The organism is Pseudomonas sp. EGD-AK9 (assembly GCF_000465935.2).
Taxonomy (GTDB): domain Bacteria; phylum Pseudomonadota; class Gammaproteobacteria; order Pseudomonadales; family Pseudomonadaceae; genus Aquipseudomonas.
Map to the genome: position 1 here is coordinate 1 of NZ_AVOF01000027.1, position 12,410 is coordinate 12,410.

Genomic DNA, 12,410 nt, shown 5'->3' on the forward strand with positions numbered 1-12,410 from the left:
GAGGCCTCGCGCAGCGCCTGCGGATCTCAGCGAGCAGCGCGGAGGCCGCGGTGCTGGGCGGCGTCGCGCAACATCGTCGCGGGACCCTGGCTCTCGCCGATCAACTGGCTGCCCTCGGCCGACTCGGCGAGCCACCAGGTGAGAATCGCCGGGCGATTGGCCCCCCACAGGGCCAGCCCGGCCTGGCGCAGCTGGCGCTCGGTGCTGGCCGAGTCGAACTCCACCAGCAGCACATCGCCCTCGTAGCCGTACTGGCTGACGATCTGTTGCGGATCCTGGCGCAGGCCCTCCAGCTTGGCACTCTGCAGCGCCTCGGCATCGCCGGTCAGGCGCTGCACCAGGGTCTGCAGGGCACGCTGCATGGCCGCGTCGCGGGTCTCCGGCTGCTGGTCGGCCACCGCCTCGCGCACCTGATACAGGCCGGCGACCGGCGCGGCCAGGGCCGGCAGGCACAGCAGCGACAGACAGAACAGGATCGGGCGGACGGACAGGCGCATGGCGGGCTCTCGCAGACGGGTGATGGCACGGAGTCCGTGCGCAAAGGCGTATACCTTAAACAGCCGCTCCAGCCCCGGCAACCTGAGCGCTTGCCCGCGACGAAGCGCATGCACGCGAGTGGCCGCTACCGGGCAAGCCTGATAAAATCGCGCGCCTTCGCCAGCCGGTGCATGCGCCGGGCCCCTGCACGGGCCCCGCCACATCGGCGCCTACACGAACTCCCCATCCAAAGGCCCGGATCTATGAGCAAGCAACCCTCCATCAGCTACAAGGACGCAGGCGTCGACATCGATGCCGGCGAGGCCCTGGTCGAACGCATCAAAGGCGTGGCCAAGCGCACCGCGCGTCCGGAAGTCATGGGGGGCCTGGGTGGCTTCGGCGCCCTGTGCGAGATCCCGGCCGGTTACAAGCAGCCGGTGCTGGTATCCGGCACCGACGGCGTCGGCACCAAGCTGCGTCTGGCGCTGAACCTGAACAAGCACGACAGCATCGGCCAGGACCTGGTCGCCATGTGCGTCAATGACCTGGTGGTGTGCGGCGCCGAGCCGCTGTTCTTCCTCGACTACTACGCCACCGGCAAGCTCAACGTCGACGTGGCCGCCACCGTGGTCACCGGCATCGGCGCCGGCTGCGAGCTGGCCGGCTGCTCCCTGGTCGGTGGTGAAACCGCCGAGATGCCGGGCATGTACGAAGGCGAAGACTACGACCTGGCCGGCTTCTGCGTCGGCGTGGTGGAGAAGAGCGAGATCATCGACGGCTCCAAGGTGGTCGCCGGCGACGCGCTGATCGCCCTGCCCTCCTCCGGCCCGCACTCCAACGGCTACTCGCTGATCCGCAAGATCATCGAAGTCTCCGGTGCCGACATCGAACAGGTACAACTGGACGGTAAGGCTCTGGCCGACCTGCTGATGGCGCCGACGCGCATCTACGTCAAGCCGCTGCTCAAGCTGATCAAGGACACCGGCGCGGTCAAGGCCATGGCCCACATCACCGGCGGCGGCCTGCTCGACAACATCCCGCGCGTACTGCCGCAAGGCGCCCAGGCCGTGGTCGACGTGGCCAGCTGGCAGCGCCCGGCAGTGTTCGACTGGCTGCAGCAGCAAGGCAATGTCGACGAGCACGAGATGCACCGCGTGCTCAACTGCGGCGTCGGCATGGTCATCTGCGTCGCCCAGGACCAGGTCGAGACCGCCCTGGCCAGCCTGCGCGCCAGCGGCGAAGCGCCCTGGGTGATCGGCCAGATCGCCGTGGCCGGCGAAGGCGCCGCCCAGGTTCAGCTGAACAACCTGAAAGCCCACTGATGCCCTGCAACGTCGTCGTCCTGATCTCCGGATCGGGCAGCAACCTGCAGGCGCTGATCGACAGCAGCGCCGATGACGGCAATCCGGCGCGCATCGCCGCGGTGATCTCCAACCGCGCCGATGCCTACGGCCTGCAGCGCGCTCAGGCCGCCGGGATCGCCACAACGGTGCTCGATCACAAGCAGTTCGACGGCCGCGAGGCGTTCGACGCGGCGCTGATCCAGGCCATCGACGCCCACCAGCCCGATCTGGTGGTGCTGGCCGGTTTCATGCGCATCCTCACCCCGGGCTTCGTCCAGCACTACGCCGGCCGCCTGCTGAATATCCATCCCTCGCTGCTGCCCAAACACAAGGGCCTGCACACCCATCAGCGGGCGCTGGAGGCCGGCGACGCCGAGCACGGCTGCAGCGTGCACTTCGTCACCGAGGAACTCGATGGCGGCCCTCTGGTCGTACAAGCTGTGCTGCCGGTTGCCGCAGACGACACCGCCGACAGCCTGGCCCAACGCGTGCACCGCCAGGAGCACCAGATCTATCCGCTGGCCGTGCGCTGGTTCGCCGAGGGCCGCTTGCGTCTTGGCGCCCAAGGCGCAATGCTGGATGGCCAGCCGCTGCCCGCCAGCGGCCACCTGATTCGAACCTAGGAGACTCTATGCGTCGTGCCCTGCTGTTCGCCCTGACCCTGCTCAGCCTGCCCGCCCTCGCCAGCGAGCTGCAACCCTTCTCCGCCAGCTACACCGCGGACTGGAAGCAGCTGCCGGTCAGCGGCAGCGCCGAGCGCAGCCTCAAGCGCGAGGACGACGGCCGCTGGACCCTCAATTTCGAGGCCTCGATGCTGGTCGCCAGCCTCTCCGAGCAAAGCACCTTCCGCGTCGACAACCAGGCCCTGCTGCCGCTGACCTACCGCTTCAACCGCAGCGGCCTGGGCAAGGGCAAGACCGTCGAGCAGGACTTCGACTGGGAACAGAAGCAGGTGCTCGGTAACGACCGCGGCGACGCGGTGCGCTTCCCGCTCAACCGCGGCCTGCAGGACAAGTCGACTTACCAGGTCGCCCTGCAGCAGGACGTCGCCGCCGGCAAGCAGAGCATGAGTTACCAGGTGGTGGACGGCGACGAGATCGAGACTTACGACTTCCGCGTGCTCGGCGAGGAAGTGGTGCGCACCAAGGCCGGCCTGATCGACGCGATCAAGGTCGAGCGGGTGCGCGACCCCACCCAGAGCGCGCGCAAGACCGTGCTGTGGTTCGCCAAGGACTGGGGCCACCTGCTGGTGCGCCTGCACCAGGTGGAGAAGGACGGCAAGGAATACCAGATCATGCTCAAGGAAGGCACGGTCGACGGCAAGCCGGTCGAAGGCCGCCGCGACTGACTTCGAGCGAGACACGAGAGCCGGGCGCCTGCCCGGCTTTTTTCTGTCCGCACGATGGGCGCGTCGGAGCGCATCGGGGACAGGCTTGCAGCGCGCCTCGATCCGCACGCACGACGCAGCCTGCGCATAGGGCAGCATTTCGCCCGGCAATGATGCCTGCGTTCTGCCACGCGCGGCCCTAGGCTGGAGACCCGATCAGCCAACTCCGAGGCCTCCTCCATGCATTGCTATTTCTCCCTTGCCGGGCGTACCGCCCTGGTCACCGGCGGCACCCGCGGCATCGGCCTGATGATCGCCAAGGCCTTCGTCGAGGCCGGCGCCCAGGTCTATATCTGCGCCCGCGACGGCGAGGCCTGCGCGCAGACTGCCGCCGAACTGTCGGCGTTCGGCCACTGCCAGGGCCTCGCCGCCAACCTGGCCAGCGAGGAAGGCGTGCAGGCGCTGGCCCGCGAGCTGGGCGAACGCATCGAGCGCCTGGACATCCTGGTCAACAACGCCGGCACCACCTGGGGCGCACCGCTGGAAAGCTACCCGGCCAAGGGCTGGGAAAAGGTCATGCAGCTCAACGTCACCTCGGTGTTCGGCTGCATCCAGCAGTTGCTGCCGCTGCTGCGCAAGGCCGGCTCGACCGACTGCCCGGCGCGGGTGATCAATATCGGCTCGGTGGCCGGCATCAGCGCCATGGGCGAGCAGGCCTATGCCTACGGCCCGAGCAAGGCGGCGCTGCACCAGCTGTCGCGGATGCTGGCCAAGGAGCTGGTGGGCGAGCACATCAACGTCAACGTGATCGCCCCCGGCCGCTTCCCGAGCAAGATGACCCGCTTTATCGCCGAGGACGAGGCGGCGCTGGCCGCCGATACCGCGGTCATTCCCATGCAGCGCTGGGGCCGCGAGGACGAGATGGCGGCGCTGGCCCTGAGTCTGGCCGGCAGCGCCGGGGCCTATATGACCGGCGCCATCATCCCCATCGACGGCGGTTTTCATCTGGGTTGAGCCCGCCGGGGTCGGCGCGCGGCGCACCCGGCCGCCGCGCCGTCAGCGTGACGGATTGAGCGCCAGCAGGTCGGCCTCGATGGCGTCCTGGCGTTCGATCAGCGGTTCGACCAGCGGCCGGCTGGCGAGAAAATGCGGCGTGCGCATATGCGCCTCGAAAGCCGCCTCGTCGACGTAGACCTCGTACAGCCAGACCAGATCCGGGTCGCTGCGGTCGCGCAGCACATCGAAGGTCAGGCAGCCGGGCTCGTCGCGCACCGAGGCGGCGGCGTTGACGCGCATGGCGTCCATGAAGGCAGCGAAGCTACCCGGCTTGAGCTGGGTCTTGAGCAGCAGGCAGTACACAGCGAACTCCTTTATGTCTTATATTGACAGGCAAATTGTATACATATTGGAGTGCCCGCACATGCTCGAACGTCCTTCCCGCCTCAATGGCCTGCGCCACCTGGCGCTCCTGGTGCTCAATCTGGAGGAATGCGAGCGTTTCTACGTCGAGGTGCTGGGCATGCAGGTGCTGCACCGCGCCAACCAGGACCTGGTCTACCTGACCTGCGGCAACGACAACCTGTCGCTCGGCCGCGCCTACGCCGAAAGCCATGGCGTGCCGCTGGTCGATCATTACGGTTTCATCGTCGACAGCGTCGAGGAGCTGGACGCCTGGTACCAGTACCTCAAGGCCCAAGGCGTGACCCTGCTGGATCGCCCCTTCGACCATGGCGACGGGGCGCGCAGCTTCCATCTGCTCGATCCGGCCGGCAACAAGGTGCAGCCGCTGTACCACCCGGCGCTGTCGGGGCAGCGTTTCAGACAGGCGCAACCATAAGTGTCACTTCGCCGCAGACTGGATTAGCGGCGCCGAACCTTGGTTGCGCGGGCGCAGACGAAAGTCGTGCACCGCGTAACCCACCAAGGGATCCATCGAATTGTCCCGATCATGGGTTACGCACCATGGGATTGTCGCCTCATAGGGTGCGCCCCCACGCGAACGGGCCACTGACTTACTCGTCGCAGCCACGCAGCAGACGGCCGATCATCTCCAGGGAATAACCGCGATAGGCGAGAAAGCGCCCCTGCTGGGCGCGCTCGCGAACATCGCCCGGCAGCTGGCCGCCATACTTGCGCTGCCAGGTCTCGCGCAGCTGTTCGAACCAGTCGATGCCGCTGTCGCGCAGCGCCTGGTCGATGTCGCCGCGCGCCAGACCGCGCTGGCCCAGCTCTTCGCGAATGCGCTGCGGGCCATAGCCGGCGCGGGCGCGGTAGGCGACGAAGCTTTCCAGGTAACGCGCCTCCGAGAGCAGGCCCTCTTCGGCCAAACGCTGCAATGCAGCCTCGATCAGCGCCTCGGGTGCGCCGCGTTTGCGCAGCTTGCGCGTCAGCTCCACCCGCCCATGTTCGCGCCGCGCCAGCAGATCCATGGCCGCCCGCCTGACGGCGAGCGGGTTATCCAGCACCACGGACATGCTGCGCAGGCTTAGAAGTCGACTTCGGCGTCGGCCAGGTCATCGGCCGAGGCTTTCACCGGTGCACCGCCGACCAGCAGCTTCTCGCGAACCTGACCCTCGATGGCGCGCGCCACTTCCGGGTTGTCTTCCAGGTACTTGGCCGCGTTGGCCTTGCCCTGGCCGATCTTGTTGCCCTGGTAGCTGTACCAGGCACCGGACTTCTCCACCAGGCCCTGCTGCACGCCCAGGTCGATGATCTCGCCGTTGCGGTAGATGCCCTTGCCGTAGAGGATCTGGAACTCGGCCTGGCGGAAGGGCGGTGCCACCTTGTTCTTGACGATCTTCACGCGGGTTTCGCTGCCCACCACTTCCTCGCCTTCCTTCACCGCGCCGGTGCGGCGGATGTCCAGGCGCACCGAGGCGTAGAACTTCAGCGCGTTACCGCCGGTGGTGGTTTCCGGGCTGCCGAACATCACGCCGATCTTCATGCGGATCTGGTTGATGAAGATCACCAGGCAATTGGCGTTCTTGATGTTGCCGGTGATTTTGCGCAGCGCCTGGCTCATCAGACGGGCCTGCAGGCCGACGTGCATGTCGCCCATCTCGCCTTCGATTTCCGCCTTGGGCACCAGGGCTGCCACGGAGTCGACGATGATCACATCGACGGCATTGGAACGCACCAGCATGTCGGTGATTTCCAGCGCCTGCTCGCCGGTATCCGGCTGCGACACCAGCAGGTCGTCGACATTCACGCCGAGCTTGCCGGCATAGTCGGGGTCGAGGGCGTGCTCGGCGTCGACGAAGGCGCAGGTGGCCCCCATCTTCTGCGCTTCGGCGATCACCGACAGGGTCAGGGTGGTCTTACCGGAGGATTCCGGTCCGTAGATCTCGACGATCCGGCCCTTCGGCAGGCCGCCAATGCCCAGGGCGATGTCCAGGCCCAGCGAGCCGGTGGAGATGGCCGGGATGGCCTGGCGCTCGTGATCGCCCATGCGCATTACCGCGCCCTTGCCGAACTGCTTCTCGATCTGACCCAGGGCAGCCGCCAAGGCGCGCTTCTTGTTCTCGTCCATTTGTATCCTCACGTGCTCAAGGCCTCAGCGGCCGCCGACAACTGTATAAGTAGACAGTATTATTCCACAGGGCAAGTCGCCCGCCTACCCCATTACCGGATTTTCCTCGGCCAGCAGGCGCGAAAGCCCCGCCAGTGCGGCCTCGACCGTTTGTCGGCGCACTTCGCCGCGATCACCGGGGAAGTGTTTGCGCATGCTGTACAGGCGCTCGCCGTCGCCCCAGGCCAGCCATACGGTGCCCACCGGTTTCTCTGCCGAACCGCCGTCGGGCCCCGCCACGCCGCTGACCGCCACCGCGTAGCGCGCCCCACTGCGGGCCTGGGCGCCGCGCACCATGGCCTCGACCACCTCGCGGCTGACTGCGCCGACGGTGCCGAACAACTCGGCCGGCACGCCCAGCTGCTTGCTCTTCTGTGCGTTGGAATAGGTGACGTAGCCGGCTTCGAACCAAGCCGAACTGCCGGGGATACGGGTGATTGCCTCGGCGATGCCGCCGCCAGTGCAGGACTCGGCGGTGCTGACCTGGGCACCGGCGGCTTGCAACTGCCGGCCGAGCTGCGCGGCCAGGTGACTGATGGAATCCATATGCTCTCCGGGGTGAAACGGGCCAGGCCGATACCCTACACTAGGCGCTTTTGCGATTTAAGCCGGACAGTCGAGACCATGACGGACCTCTCCCAGCACACCCCAATGATGCAGCAGTACTGGAAACTGAAGAACCAGCACCCGGACCAGCTGATGTTCTACCGCATGGGGGATTTCTACGAGATCTTCTACGAAGACGCGAAGAAAGCCGCGAAGCTGCTGGATATCACCCTCACCGCCCGCGGCCAGTCCGCCGGCCAGTCGATCCCCATGTGCGGCATCCCCTTCCATTCGCTGGAAGGCTACCTTGCCAAGCTGGTCAAGCTCGGCGAGTCGGTGGTGATCTGCGAGCAGATCGGCGACCCGGCCACCAGCAAGGGCCCGGTGGAACGCCAGGTGGTGCGCATCATCACCCCCGGCACCATCAGCGATGAGGCCCTGCTCGACGAGCACCGCGACAACCTGCTGGCCGCCGTGCTCGGCGACGAGCGCCTGTTCGGTCTGGCCGTGCTGGATATCACCAGCGGCCGCTTCAGCGTGCAGGAGATCAAGGGCTGGGAAAATCTGCTGGCCGAGCTGGAACGTTTGAACCCCGCCGAGCTGCTGATCCCCGACGATTGGCCGCAGGACCTGCCGGCGGAAAAGCGCAAGGGCTCGCGCCGCCGTGCGCCCTGGGACTTCGAGCGCGACACGGCATTCAAGAGCCTGTGCCAGCAGTTCGGCACCCAGGACCTGAAAGGCTTCGGCTGCGAGCACCTGACCCTGGCCATCGGTGCCGCCGGCTGCCTGCTGGCCTACGCCAAGGAAACCCAGCGCACCGCCCTGCCCCACCTGCGCAGCCTGCGTCACGAGCGCCTGGACGATACGGTGATCCTCGACGGCGCCAGCCGGCGCAACCTGGAGCTGGACATCAACCTCGCCGGCGGCCGCGACAACACCCTGCAGTCGGTCATGGACCGCTGCCAGACCGCCATGGCCAGCCGCCTGCTGGGCCGCTGGCTGAACCGCCCGCTGCGTGATCGCGCGGTACTGGAGGCACGCCAGGACGCCATTGCCTGCCTGCTCGACGGTTACCGCTTCGAAACGCTGCAACCGCAGCTCAAGGAGATCGGCGACCTGGAGCGCATCCTCGCCCGTATCGGCCTGCGCAACGCCCGTCCACGCGATCTGGCGCGCCTGCGCGACGCCCTGGCAGCGCTACCCAAACTGCAGCAGGCGATGACCGACCTGGACACCCCGCACCTGCAGCAGCTGGCCTCGAGCATCGCCACCTACCCGGAACTGGCCGATCTGCTGGCCCGCGCCATCATCGACAACCCGCCGGCGGTAATCCGCGACGGCGGCGTGCTGAAGACCGGCTTTGACGCCGAGCTGGACGAGCTGCAGGCGATGAGCGAGAACGCCGGCCAGTTCCTCATGGACCTGGAAGCGCGCGAGAAAGCCCGCACTGGCCTGGCCAACCTCAAGGTCGGCTACAACCGCGTGCACGGCTACTTTATCGAGCTGCCGACCAAGCAGGCCGAATCGGCACCGGCCGACTATATTCGCCGGCAGACGCTCAAGGGCGCCGAGCGCTTCATCACCCCGGAGCTCAAGGAGTTCGAGGACAAGGCGCTGTCGGCCAAGAGCCGCGCCCTGGCCCGCGAAAAGATGCTCTACGACGAACTGCTCGAGCACCTGATCGGCCACCTGGCGCCGCTGCTCGGCAGCGCCGCGGCGTTGGCCGAACTGGACGTACTGAGCAACCTGGCCGAACGCGCACTGAATCTCGACCTCAATCGTCCGCGTTTCGCCGAGGAGCCCTGCATGCGCATCGACCAGGGGCGTCACCCGGTGGTCGAACAGGTGCTGACCACGCCCTTCGTGGCCAACGACCTGAACCTCGACGACAGCCGTCGCATGCTGATCATCACCGGGCCGAACATGGGCGGTAAGTCCACCTACATGCGCCAGACCGCGCTGATCGTGCTGCTGGCCCATATCGGCAGCTTCGTCCCGGCGGCGGCCTGCGAGCTGTCGCTGGTCGACCGCATCTTCACCCGTATCGGTTCCTCGGACGACCTGGCCGGCGGCCGCTCGACCTTCATGGTGGAAATGAGCGAGACCGCCAACATCCTGCACAACGCCAGCGAGCGCAGCCTGGTGCTGATGGACGAAGTCGGCCGCGGCACCAGCACCTTCGACGGCCTGTCGCTGGCCTGGTCGGCGGCCGAGCACCTGGCGCGGCTGCGCGCCTTCACCCTGTTCGCCACCCACTACTTCGAGCTGACCGTGCTGCCGGAAAGCGAGCCGGTGGTGGCCAACGTGCACCTCTCGGCCACCGAGCACAACGAACGCATCGTCTTCCTCCACCACGTCCAGCCCGGGCCAGCCAGCCAGAGCTACGGCCTGGCGGTGGCGCAACTGGCTGGCGTGCCCGGCACGGTGATCGCCCGCGCGCGCGAGCACCTGGCGCGACTGGAGACCACCAGCCTGCCGCACGATCTGCCGCGCCAGGAGCCCGGCAAAGCGCAGGTGCCGATGCAGAGCGACCTGTTCGCCAGCGTGCCGCACCCGCTGCTGGAGGAATTGCACAAGATCAATCCGGATGATCTGAGCCCGCGCAAGGCGCTGGAGCTGTTATATACATGGAAGACGCGCATCTAACGCAGCCGCGCGCAAGCTGCTAGAATCGCGCGCAATTTTACGACTTGCCCGGTTTACAGCCTGAGCCGCGGCCACTGAACAGAGCACCTGGCAGCCCTTCGCAGAAAGAGCCCAGGCCGCCGCCCGAGGAGAGAATCAGACATGACCTTCGTCGTTACCGACAACTGCATCAAGTGCAAATACACCGACTGCGTGGAAGTCTGCCCGGTGGATTGCTTTTACGAAGGCCCGAACTTCCTGGTGATCCACCCGGACGAGTGCATCGACTGCGCCCTGTGCGAGCCCGAGTGCCCGGCCCAGGCGATCTTCTCCGAAGACGAGGTGCCGGAGGACATGCAGGAATTTATCGAGCTGAACGCCGACCTGGCCGAAGTCTGGCCGAACATCACCGAGAAGAAGGACGCCCTGGCGGACGCCGAGGAATGGGATGGCGTGAAGGACAAGCTGCAGCACCTGGAGCGCTGAGCGCCAGGCTGAAAACACCAAGACCCGCCAAGTGCGGGTCTTCTGTTTTTCAGAGATAAAAAAAGGGGCGGCTTGCGCCGCCCACTCTTTTGTCCCTAGTCCCTTTGTTTCCCAACTCATCGTCCTGATGAATCGCTTCTTGCGATGTTCCCGATCATCGTCCTGATGACCCGTGCTTGTCCCTGAGCACGAGAGTGATATTAGTCGCTGCAGCAGCGCTCACAACCCCGGCCCGGGGCACGACGGAGCGCGCCACAGCCTTTTGCCCGCGAGAATAAATCATTCAAAAACAATAACTTAATAAAAATAGAACGACATAACGGCGAGAAGCTCGCGACCTTTCCGCACAAAGGCTGACAGCACCTGTAAGCGATGGCTTACATGGCCAGGCAGAAAAAACCCGGCCGCAGCCGGGTTCTTGATGAGCGCGCCGTCTTACTGGAACAGGGCGTCGCTGGACAGGCCGTTCTTCTCGAGGATTTCGCGCAGACGCTTGAGCGCCTCGACCTGGATCTGCCGCACCCGCTCGCGGGTCAGGCCGATCTCCTGGCCTACTTCCTCCAGCGTGCAGCTCTCGTGGCCACGCAGGCCGAAACGGCGCACCACCACTTCACGCTGCTTGTCGGTCAGGTCCGACAGCCACTGATCGATGCTCTGCGACAGGTCGTCGTCCTGCAACAGCTCGCAGGGGTCGGTCGGCCGGTCGTCGGTCAGGGTGTCGAGCAGGGTCTTGTCCGAGTCCGGACCGAGCGAGACGTCCACCGAGGACACCCGCTCGTTGAGGCCGAGCATGCGCTTGACCTCGCCCACCGGTTTTTCCAGCAGGTTGGCAATTTCTTCCGCAGAGGGCTCGTGGTCGAGCTTCTGGGTCAGTTCGCGAGCCGCACGCAGGTAGACGTTGAGCTCCTTGACCACATGAATCGGCAAACGGATGGTGCGCGTCTGGTTCATGATGGCCCGTTCGATGGTCTGGCGGATCCACCAGGTCGCATAGGTCGAGAAACGGAACCCCCGCTCCGGATCGAATTTTTCCACCGCGCGAATCAACCCCAGATTGCCCTCCTCGATCAGATCGAGCAGCGACAGGCCGCGATTGACGTAACGCCGAGCAATCTTCACCACCAGGCGCAGGTTGCTCTCGATCATGCGCTTGCGCCCGGCCGGATCGCCCTTCTGCGCCAGGCGCGCGAAGTGCACTTCCTCTTCGGGAGTAAGCAGAGGGGAGAAGCCGATTTCGTTGAGGTAAAGCTGAGTGGCGTCGAGCGCCCGGGTGTAATCGATGTACTTGTGCTGCTTGGAGGGGGTGGCGTGCTTGGTCTTGGCACGTGCGGCCGGCGTTTCCGCCTCGTCGCTCTGAACCTCGCCCAGAACGATGCCCGGCTCCATCAGGAGCAGTTCATCGTCGACGTCAAACTCCGGCGCTTCTTTTTTGGTGAGAGCCATTGTTGTTGTCCCTAGCTGAGTTCGACAACAGACTCTGGCGGAACCATCCTGGCCACACCCGAGCCCGTCCCTCCTACGTGATGGGACGAGCCGGCTGGCGGATCAACGACGTGGCAGATATTGCAGCGGATCTACAGGTTTACCTTGGCGGCGAATCTCGAAATGCAGCTTCACCCTGTCGGCCCCTGTGGACCCCATCTCGGCAATGTTTTGCCCGGCCTTGACCTGCTGCCCCTCCCGTACCAACAACCTGCGGTTATGACCGTAAGCACTTACGTAGGTATCGCTGTGCTTGATGATGATCAACTCGCCGTAGCCCCGCAAACCACTCCCGGCGTACACCACTGAACCATCAGACGCAGCTAAAACAGGCTGTCCTAATTCCCCGGCGATATCAATGCCTTTATTCAAACTGCCGTTTGAGGAAAAACGCCCGATCACCGTACCCTGCGCAGGCCAGGCCCAACCGCTGGCGGAACGGATCACCGGGGTAACCGGCGTGGTAGCCGGAGCGGTCTTGACCGGTACCGGCTTGCTCGCCTGCGAAACCGGCGCCGTGGCCAGCGGCGGGCGGCTCGGCGCCGGCTGGCTGACC

At 65.8% G+C, this 12,410-nt stretch carries 13 protein-coding genes and 1 pseudogene; 7 read left to right on the forward strand and 7 right to left on the reverse strand.

From position 1 onward, the window contains the following. Positions 1-44 precede the first annotated feature (44 nt). Positions 45-497 (reverse strand): annotated as a pseudogene (locus N878_RS01130) (DUF2066 domain-containing protein); the annotation flags it as partial. A 243-nt stretch (positions 498-740) separates the two neighbouring features. Between N878_RS01130 and purM the strand changes: the two are divergent. The 4 genes from purM (at position 741) to N878_RS01150 (ending at position 4,161) form a co-directional block, all read left to right on the forward strand. Further along, positions 741-1,799, forward strand: coding sequence for a phosphoribosylformylglycinamidine cyclo-ligase (purM, locus tag N878_RS01135; RefSeq protein WP_021441843.1), 1,059 nt, complete (start codon positions 741-743; stop codon positions 1,797-1,799). Then, positions 1,799-2,443, forward strand: coding sequence for a phosphoribosylglycinamide formyltransferase (gene purN / locus N878_RS01140; protein WP_021441844.1), 645 nt, complete (start codon positions 1,799-1,801; stop codon positions 2,441-2,443). Before purM ends, purN begins: the two co-directional genes overlap by 1 nt. Before the next feature lie 8 nt (positions 2,444-2,451). Beyond that, a complete protein-coding gene (locus tag N878_RS01145) occupies positions 2,452-3,168 on the forward strand; it encodes a DUF3108 domain-containing protein (RefSeq protein WP_021441845.1) in 717 nt (238 codons plus the stop codon). 219 nt (positions 3,169-3,387) lie between these two features. After that, the gene (locus N878_RS01150) at positions 3,388-4,161 is read left to right on the forward strand and encodes an SDR family oxidoreductase (protein ID WP_021441846.1); all 774 of its coding nucleotides are present in this window, start codon (positions 3,388-3,390) and stop codon (positions 4,159-4,161) included. A 42-nt stretch (positions 4,162-4,203) separates the two neighbouring features. On the opposite strand, the gene N878_RS01155 is transcribed toward N878_RS01150, so the two are convergent. After that, positions 4,204-4,506, reverse strand: a complete 303-nt coding sequence (locus N878_RS01155; RefSeq protein ID WP_021441847.1) for a putative quinol monooxygenase — start codon at positions 4,504-4,506, stop codon at positions 4,204-4,206. Positions 4,507-4,567: 61 nt separating this feature from the next. Between N878_RS01155 and N878_RS01160 the strand changes: the two genes are divergently transcribed. Beyond that, entirely contained in the window at positions 4,568-4,984 is a 417-nt protein-coding gene (locus tag N878_RS01160) for a VOC family protein (RefSeq protein WP_021441848.1), read from the forward strand. 175 nt (positions 4,985-5,159) lie between these two features. On the opposite strand, the gene recX is transcribed toward N878_RS01160, so the two are convergent. The 3 genes from recX to N878_RS01175 form a co-directional block, all read right to left on the reverse strand. Continuing rightward, on the reverse strand, positions 5,160-5,621 hold the full coding sequence (gene recX / locus N878_RS01165; RefSeq protein WP_021441849.1) for a recombination regulator RecX: 462 nt from the start codon (positions 5,619-5,621) through the stop codon (positions 5,160-5,162). An 11-nt stretch (positions 5,622-5,632) separates the two neighbouring features. Continuing rightward, complete coding sequence (gene recA, locus N878_RS01170; RefSeq protein WP_021441850.1) at positions 5,633-6,676, reverse strand: recombinase RecA; 1,044 nt, start codon at positions 6,674-6,676, stop codon at positions 5,633-5,635. An 84-nt stretch (positions 6,677-6,760) separates the two neighbouring features. Then, the gene (locus N878_RS01175; protein ID WP_021441851.1) at positions 6,761-7,261 is read right to left on the reverse strand and encodes a CinA family protein; all 501 of its coding nucleotides are present in this window, start codon (positions 7,259-7,261) and stop codon (positions 6,761-6,763) included. 78 nt (positions 7,262-7,339) lie between these two features. Here N878_RS01175 and mutS point away from each other — a divergent pair, with 78 nt between their 5' ends. Continuing rightward, positions 7,340-9,907, forward strand: coding sequence for a DNA mismatch repair protein MutS (gene mutS / locus N878_RS01180; protein ID WP_031302540.1), 2,568 nt, complete (start codon positions 7,340-7,342; stop codon positions 9,905-9,907). A 141-nt stretch (positions 9,908-10,048) separates the two neighbouring features. After that, positions 10,049-10,372 (forward strand): ferredoxin FdxA, encoded by a 324-nt coding sequence (fdxA, locus tag N878_RS01185; protein WP_021441853.1) that lies wholly within the window; start codon positions 10,049-10,051, stop codon positions 10,370-10,372. A 435-nt stretch (positions 10,373-10,807) separates the two neighbouring features. Here the strand turns inward: fdxA and rpoS are convergent, their stop codons facing one another. Both rpoS and N878_RS01195 read right to left on the reverse strand, forming a co-directional pair. Further along, a complete protein-coding gene (gene rpoS / locus N878_RS01190) occupies positions 10,808-11,815 on the reverse strand; it encodes an RNA polymerase sigma factor RpoS (protein WP_021441854.1) in 1,008 nt (335 codons plus the stop codon). Positions 11,816-11,917: 102 nt separating this feature from the next. After that, a partial coding sequence (locus N878_RS01195) for a peptidoglycan DD-metalloendopeptidase family protein (RefSeq protein ID WP_031302542.1) occupies positions 11,918-12,410 on the reverse strand: 493 nt, incomplete at its 5' end.

Coding starts and splice junctions, on each gene's coding strand:
- purM (WP_021441843.1), top strand. CDS start 741: ATGAGCAAGCAACCCTCCATCAGCTACAAGGACGCAGGCGTCGACATC.
- purN (WP_021441844.1), top strand. CDS start 1,799: ATGCCCTGCAACGTCGTCGTCCTGATCTCCGGATCGGGCAGCAACCTG.
- N878_RS01145 (WP_021441845.1), top strand. CDS start 2,452: ATGCGTCGTGCCCTGCTGTTCGCCCTGACCCTGCTCAGCCTGCCCGCC.
- N878_RS01150 (WP_021441846.1), top strand. CDS start 3,388: ATGCATTGCTATTTCTCCCTTGCCGGGCGTACCGCCCTGGTCACCGGC.
- N878_RS01160 (WP_021441848.1), top strand. CDS start 4,568: ATGCTCGAACGTCCTTCCCGCCTCAATGGCCTGCGCCACCTGGCGCTC.
- recX (WP_021441849.1), bottom strand. CDS start 5,621: ATGTCCGTGGTGCTGGATAACCCGCTCGCCGTCAGGCGGGCGGCCATG.
- recA (WP_021441850.1), bottom strand. CDS start 6,676: ATGGACGAGAACAAGAAGCGCGCCTTGGCGGCTGCCCTGGGTCAGATC.
- N878_RS01175 (WP_021441851.1), bottom strand. CDS start 7,261: ATGGATTCCATCAGTCACCTGGCCGCGCAGCTCGGCCGGCAGTTGCAA.
- mutS (WP_031302540.1), top strand. CDS start 7,340: ATGACGGACCTCTCCCAGCACACCCCAATGATGCAGCAGTACTGGAAA.
- fdxA (WP_021441853.1), top strand. CDS start 10,049: ATGACCTTCGTCGTTACCGACAACTGCATCAAGTGCAAATACACCGAC.
- rpoS (WP_021441854.1), bottom strand. CDS start 11,815: ATGGCTCTCACCAAAAAAGAAGCGCCGGAGTTTGACGTCGACGATGAA.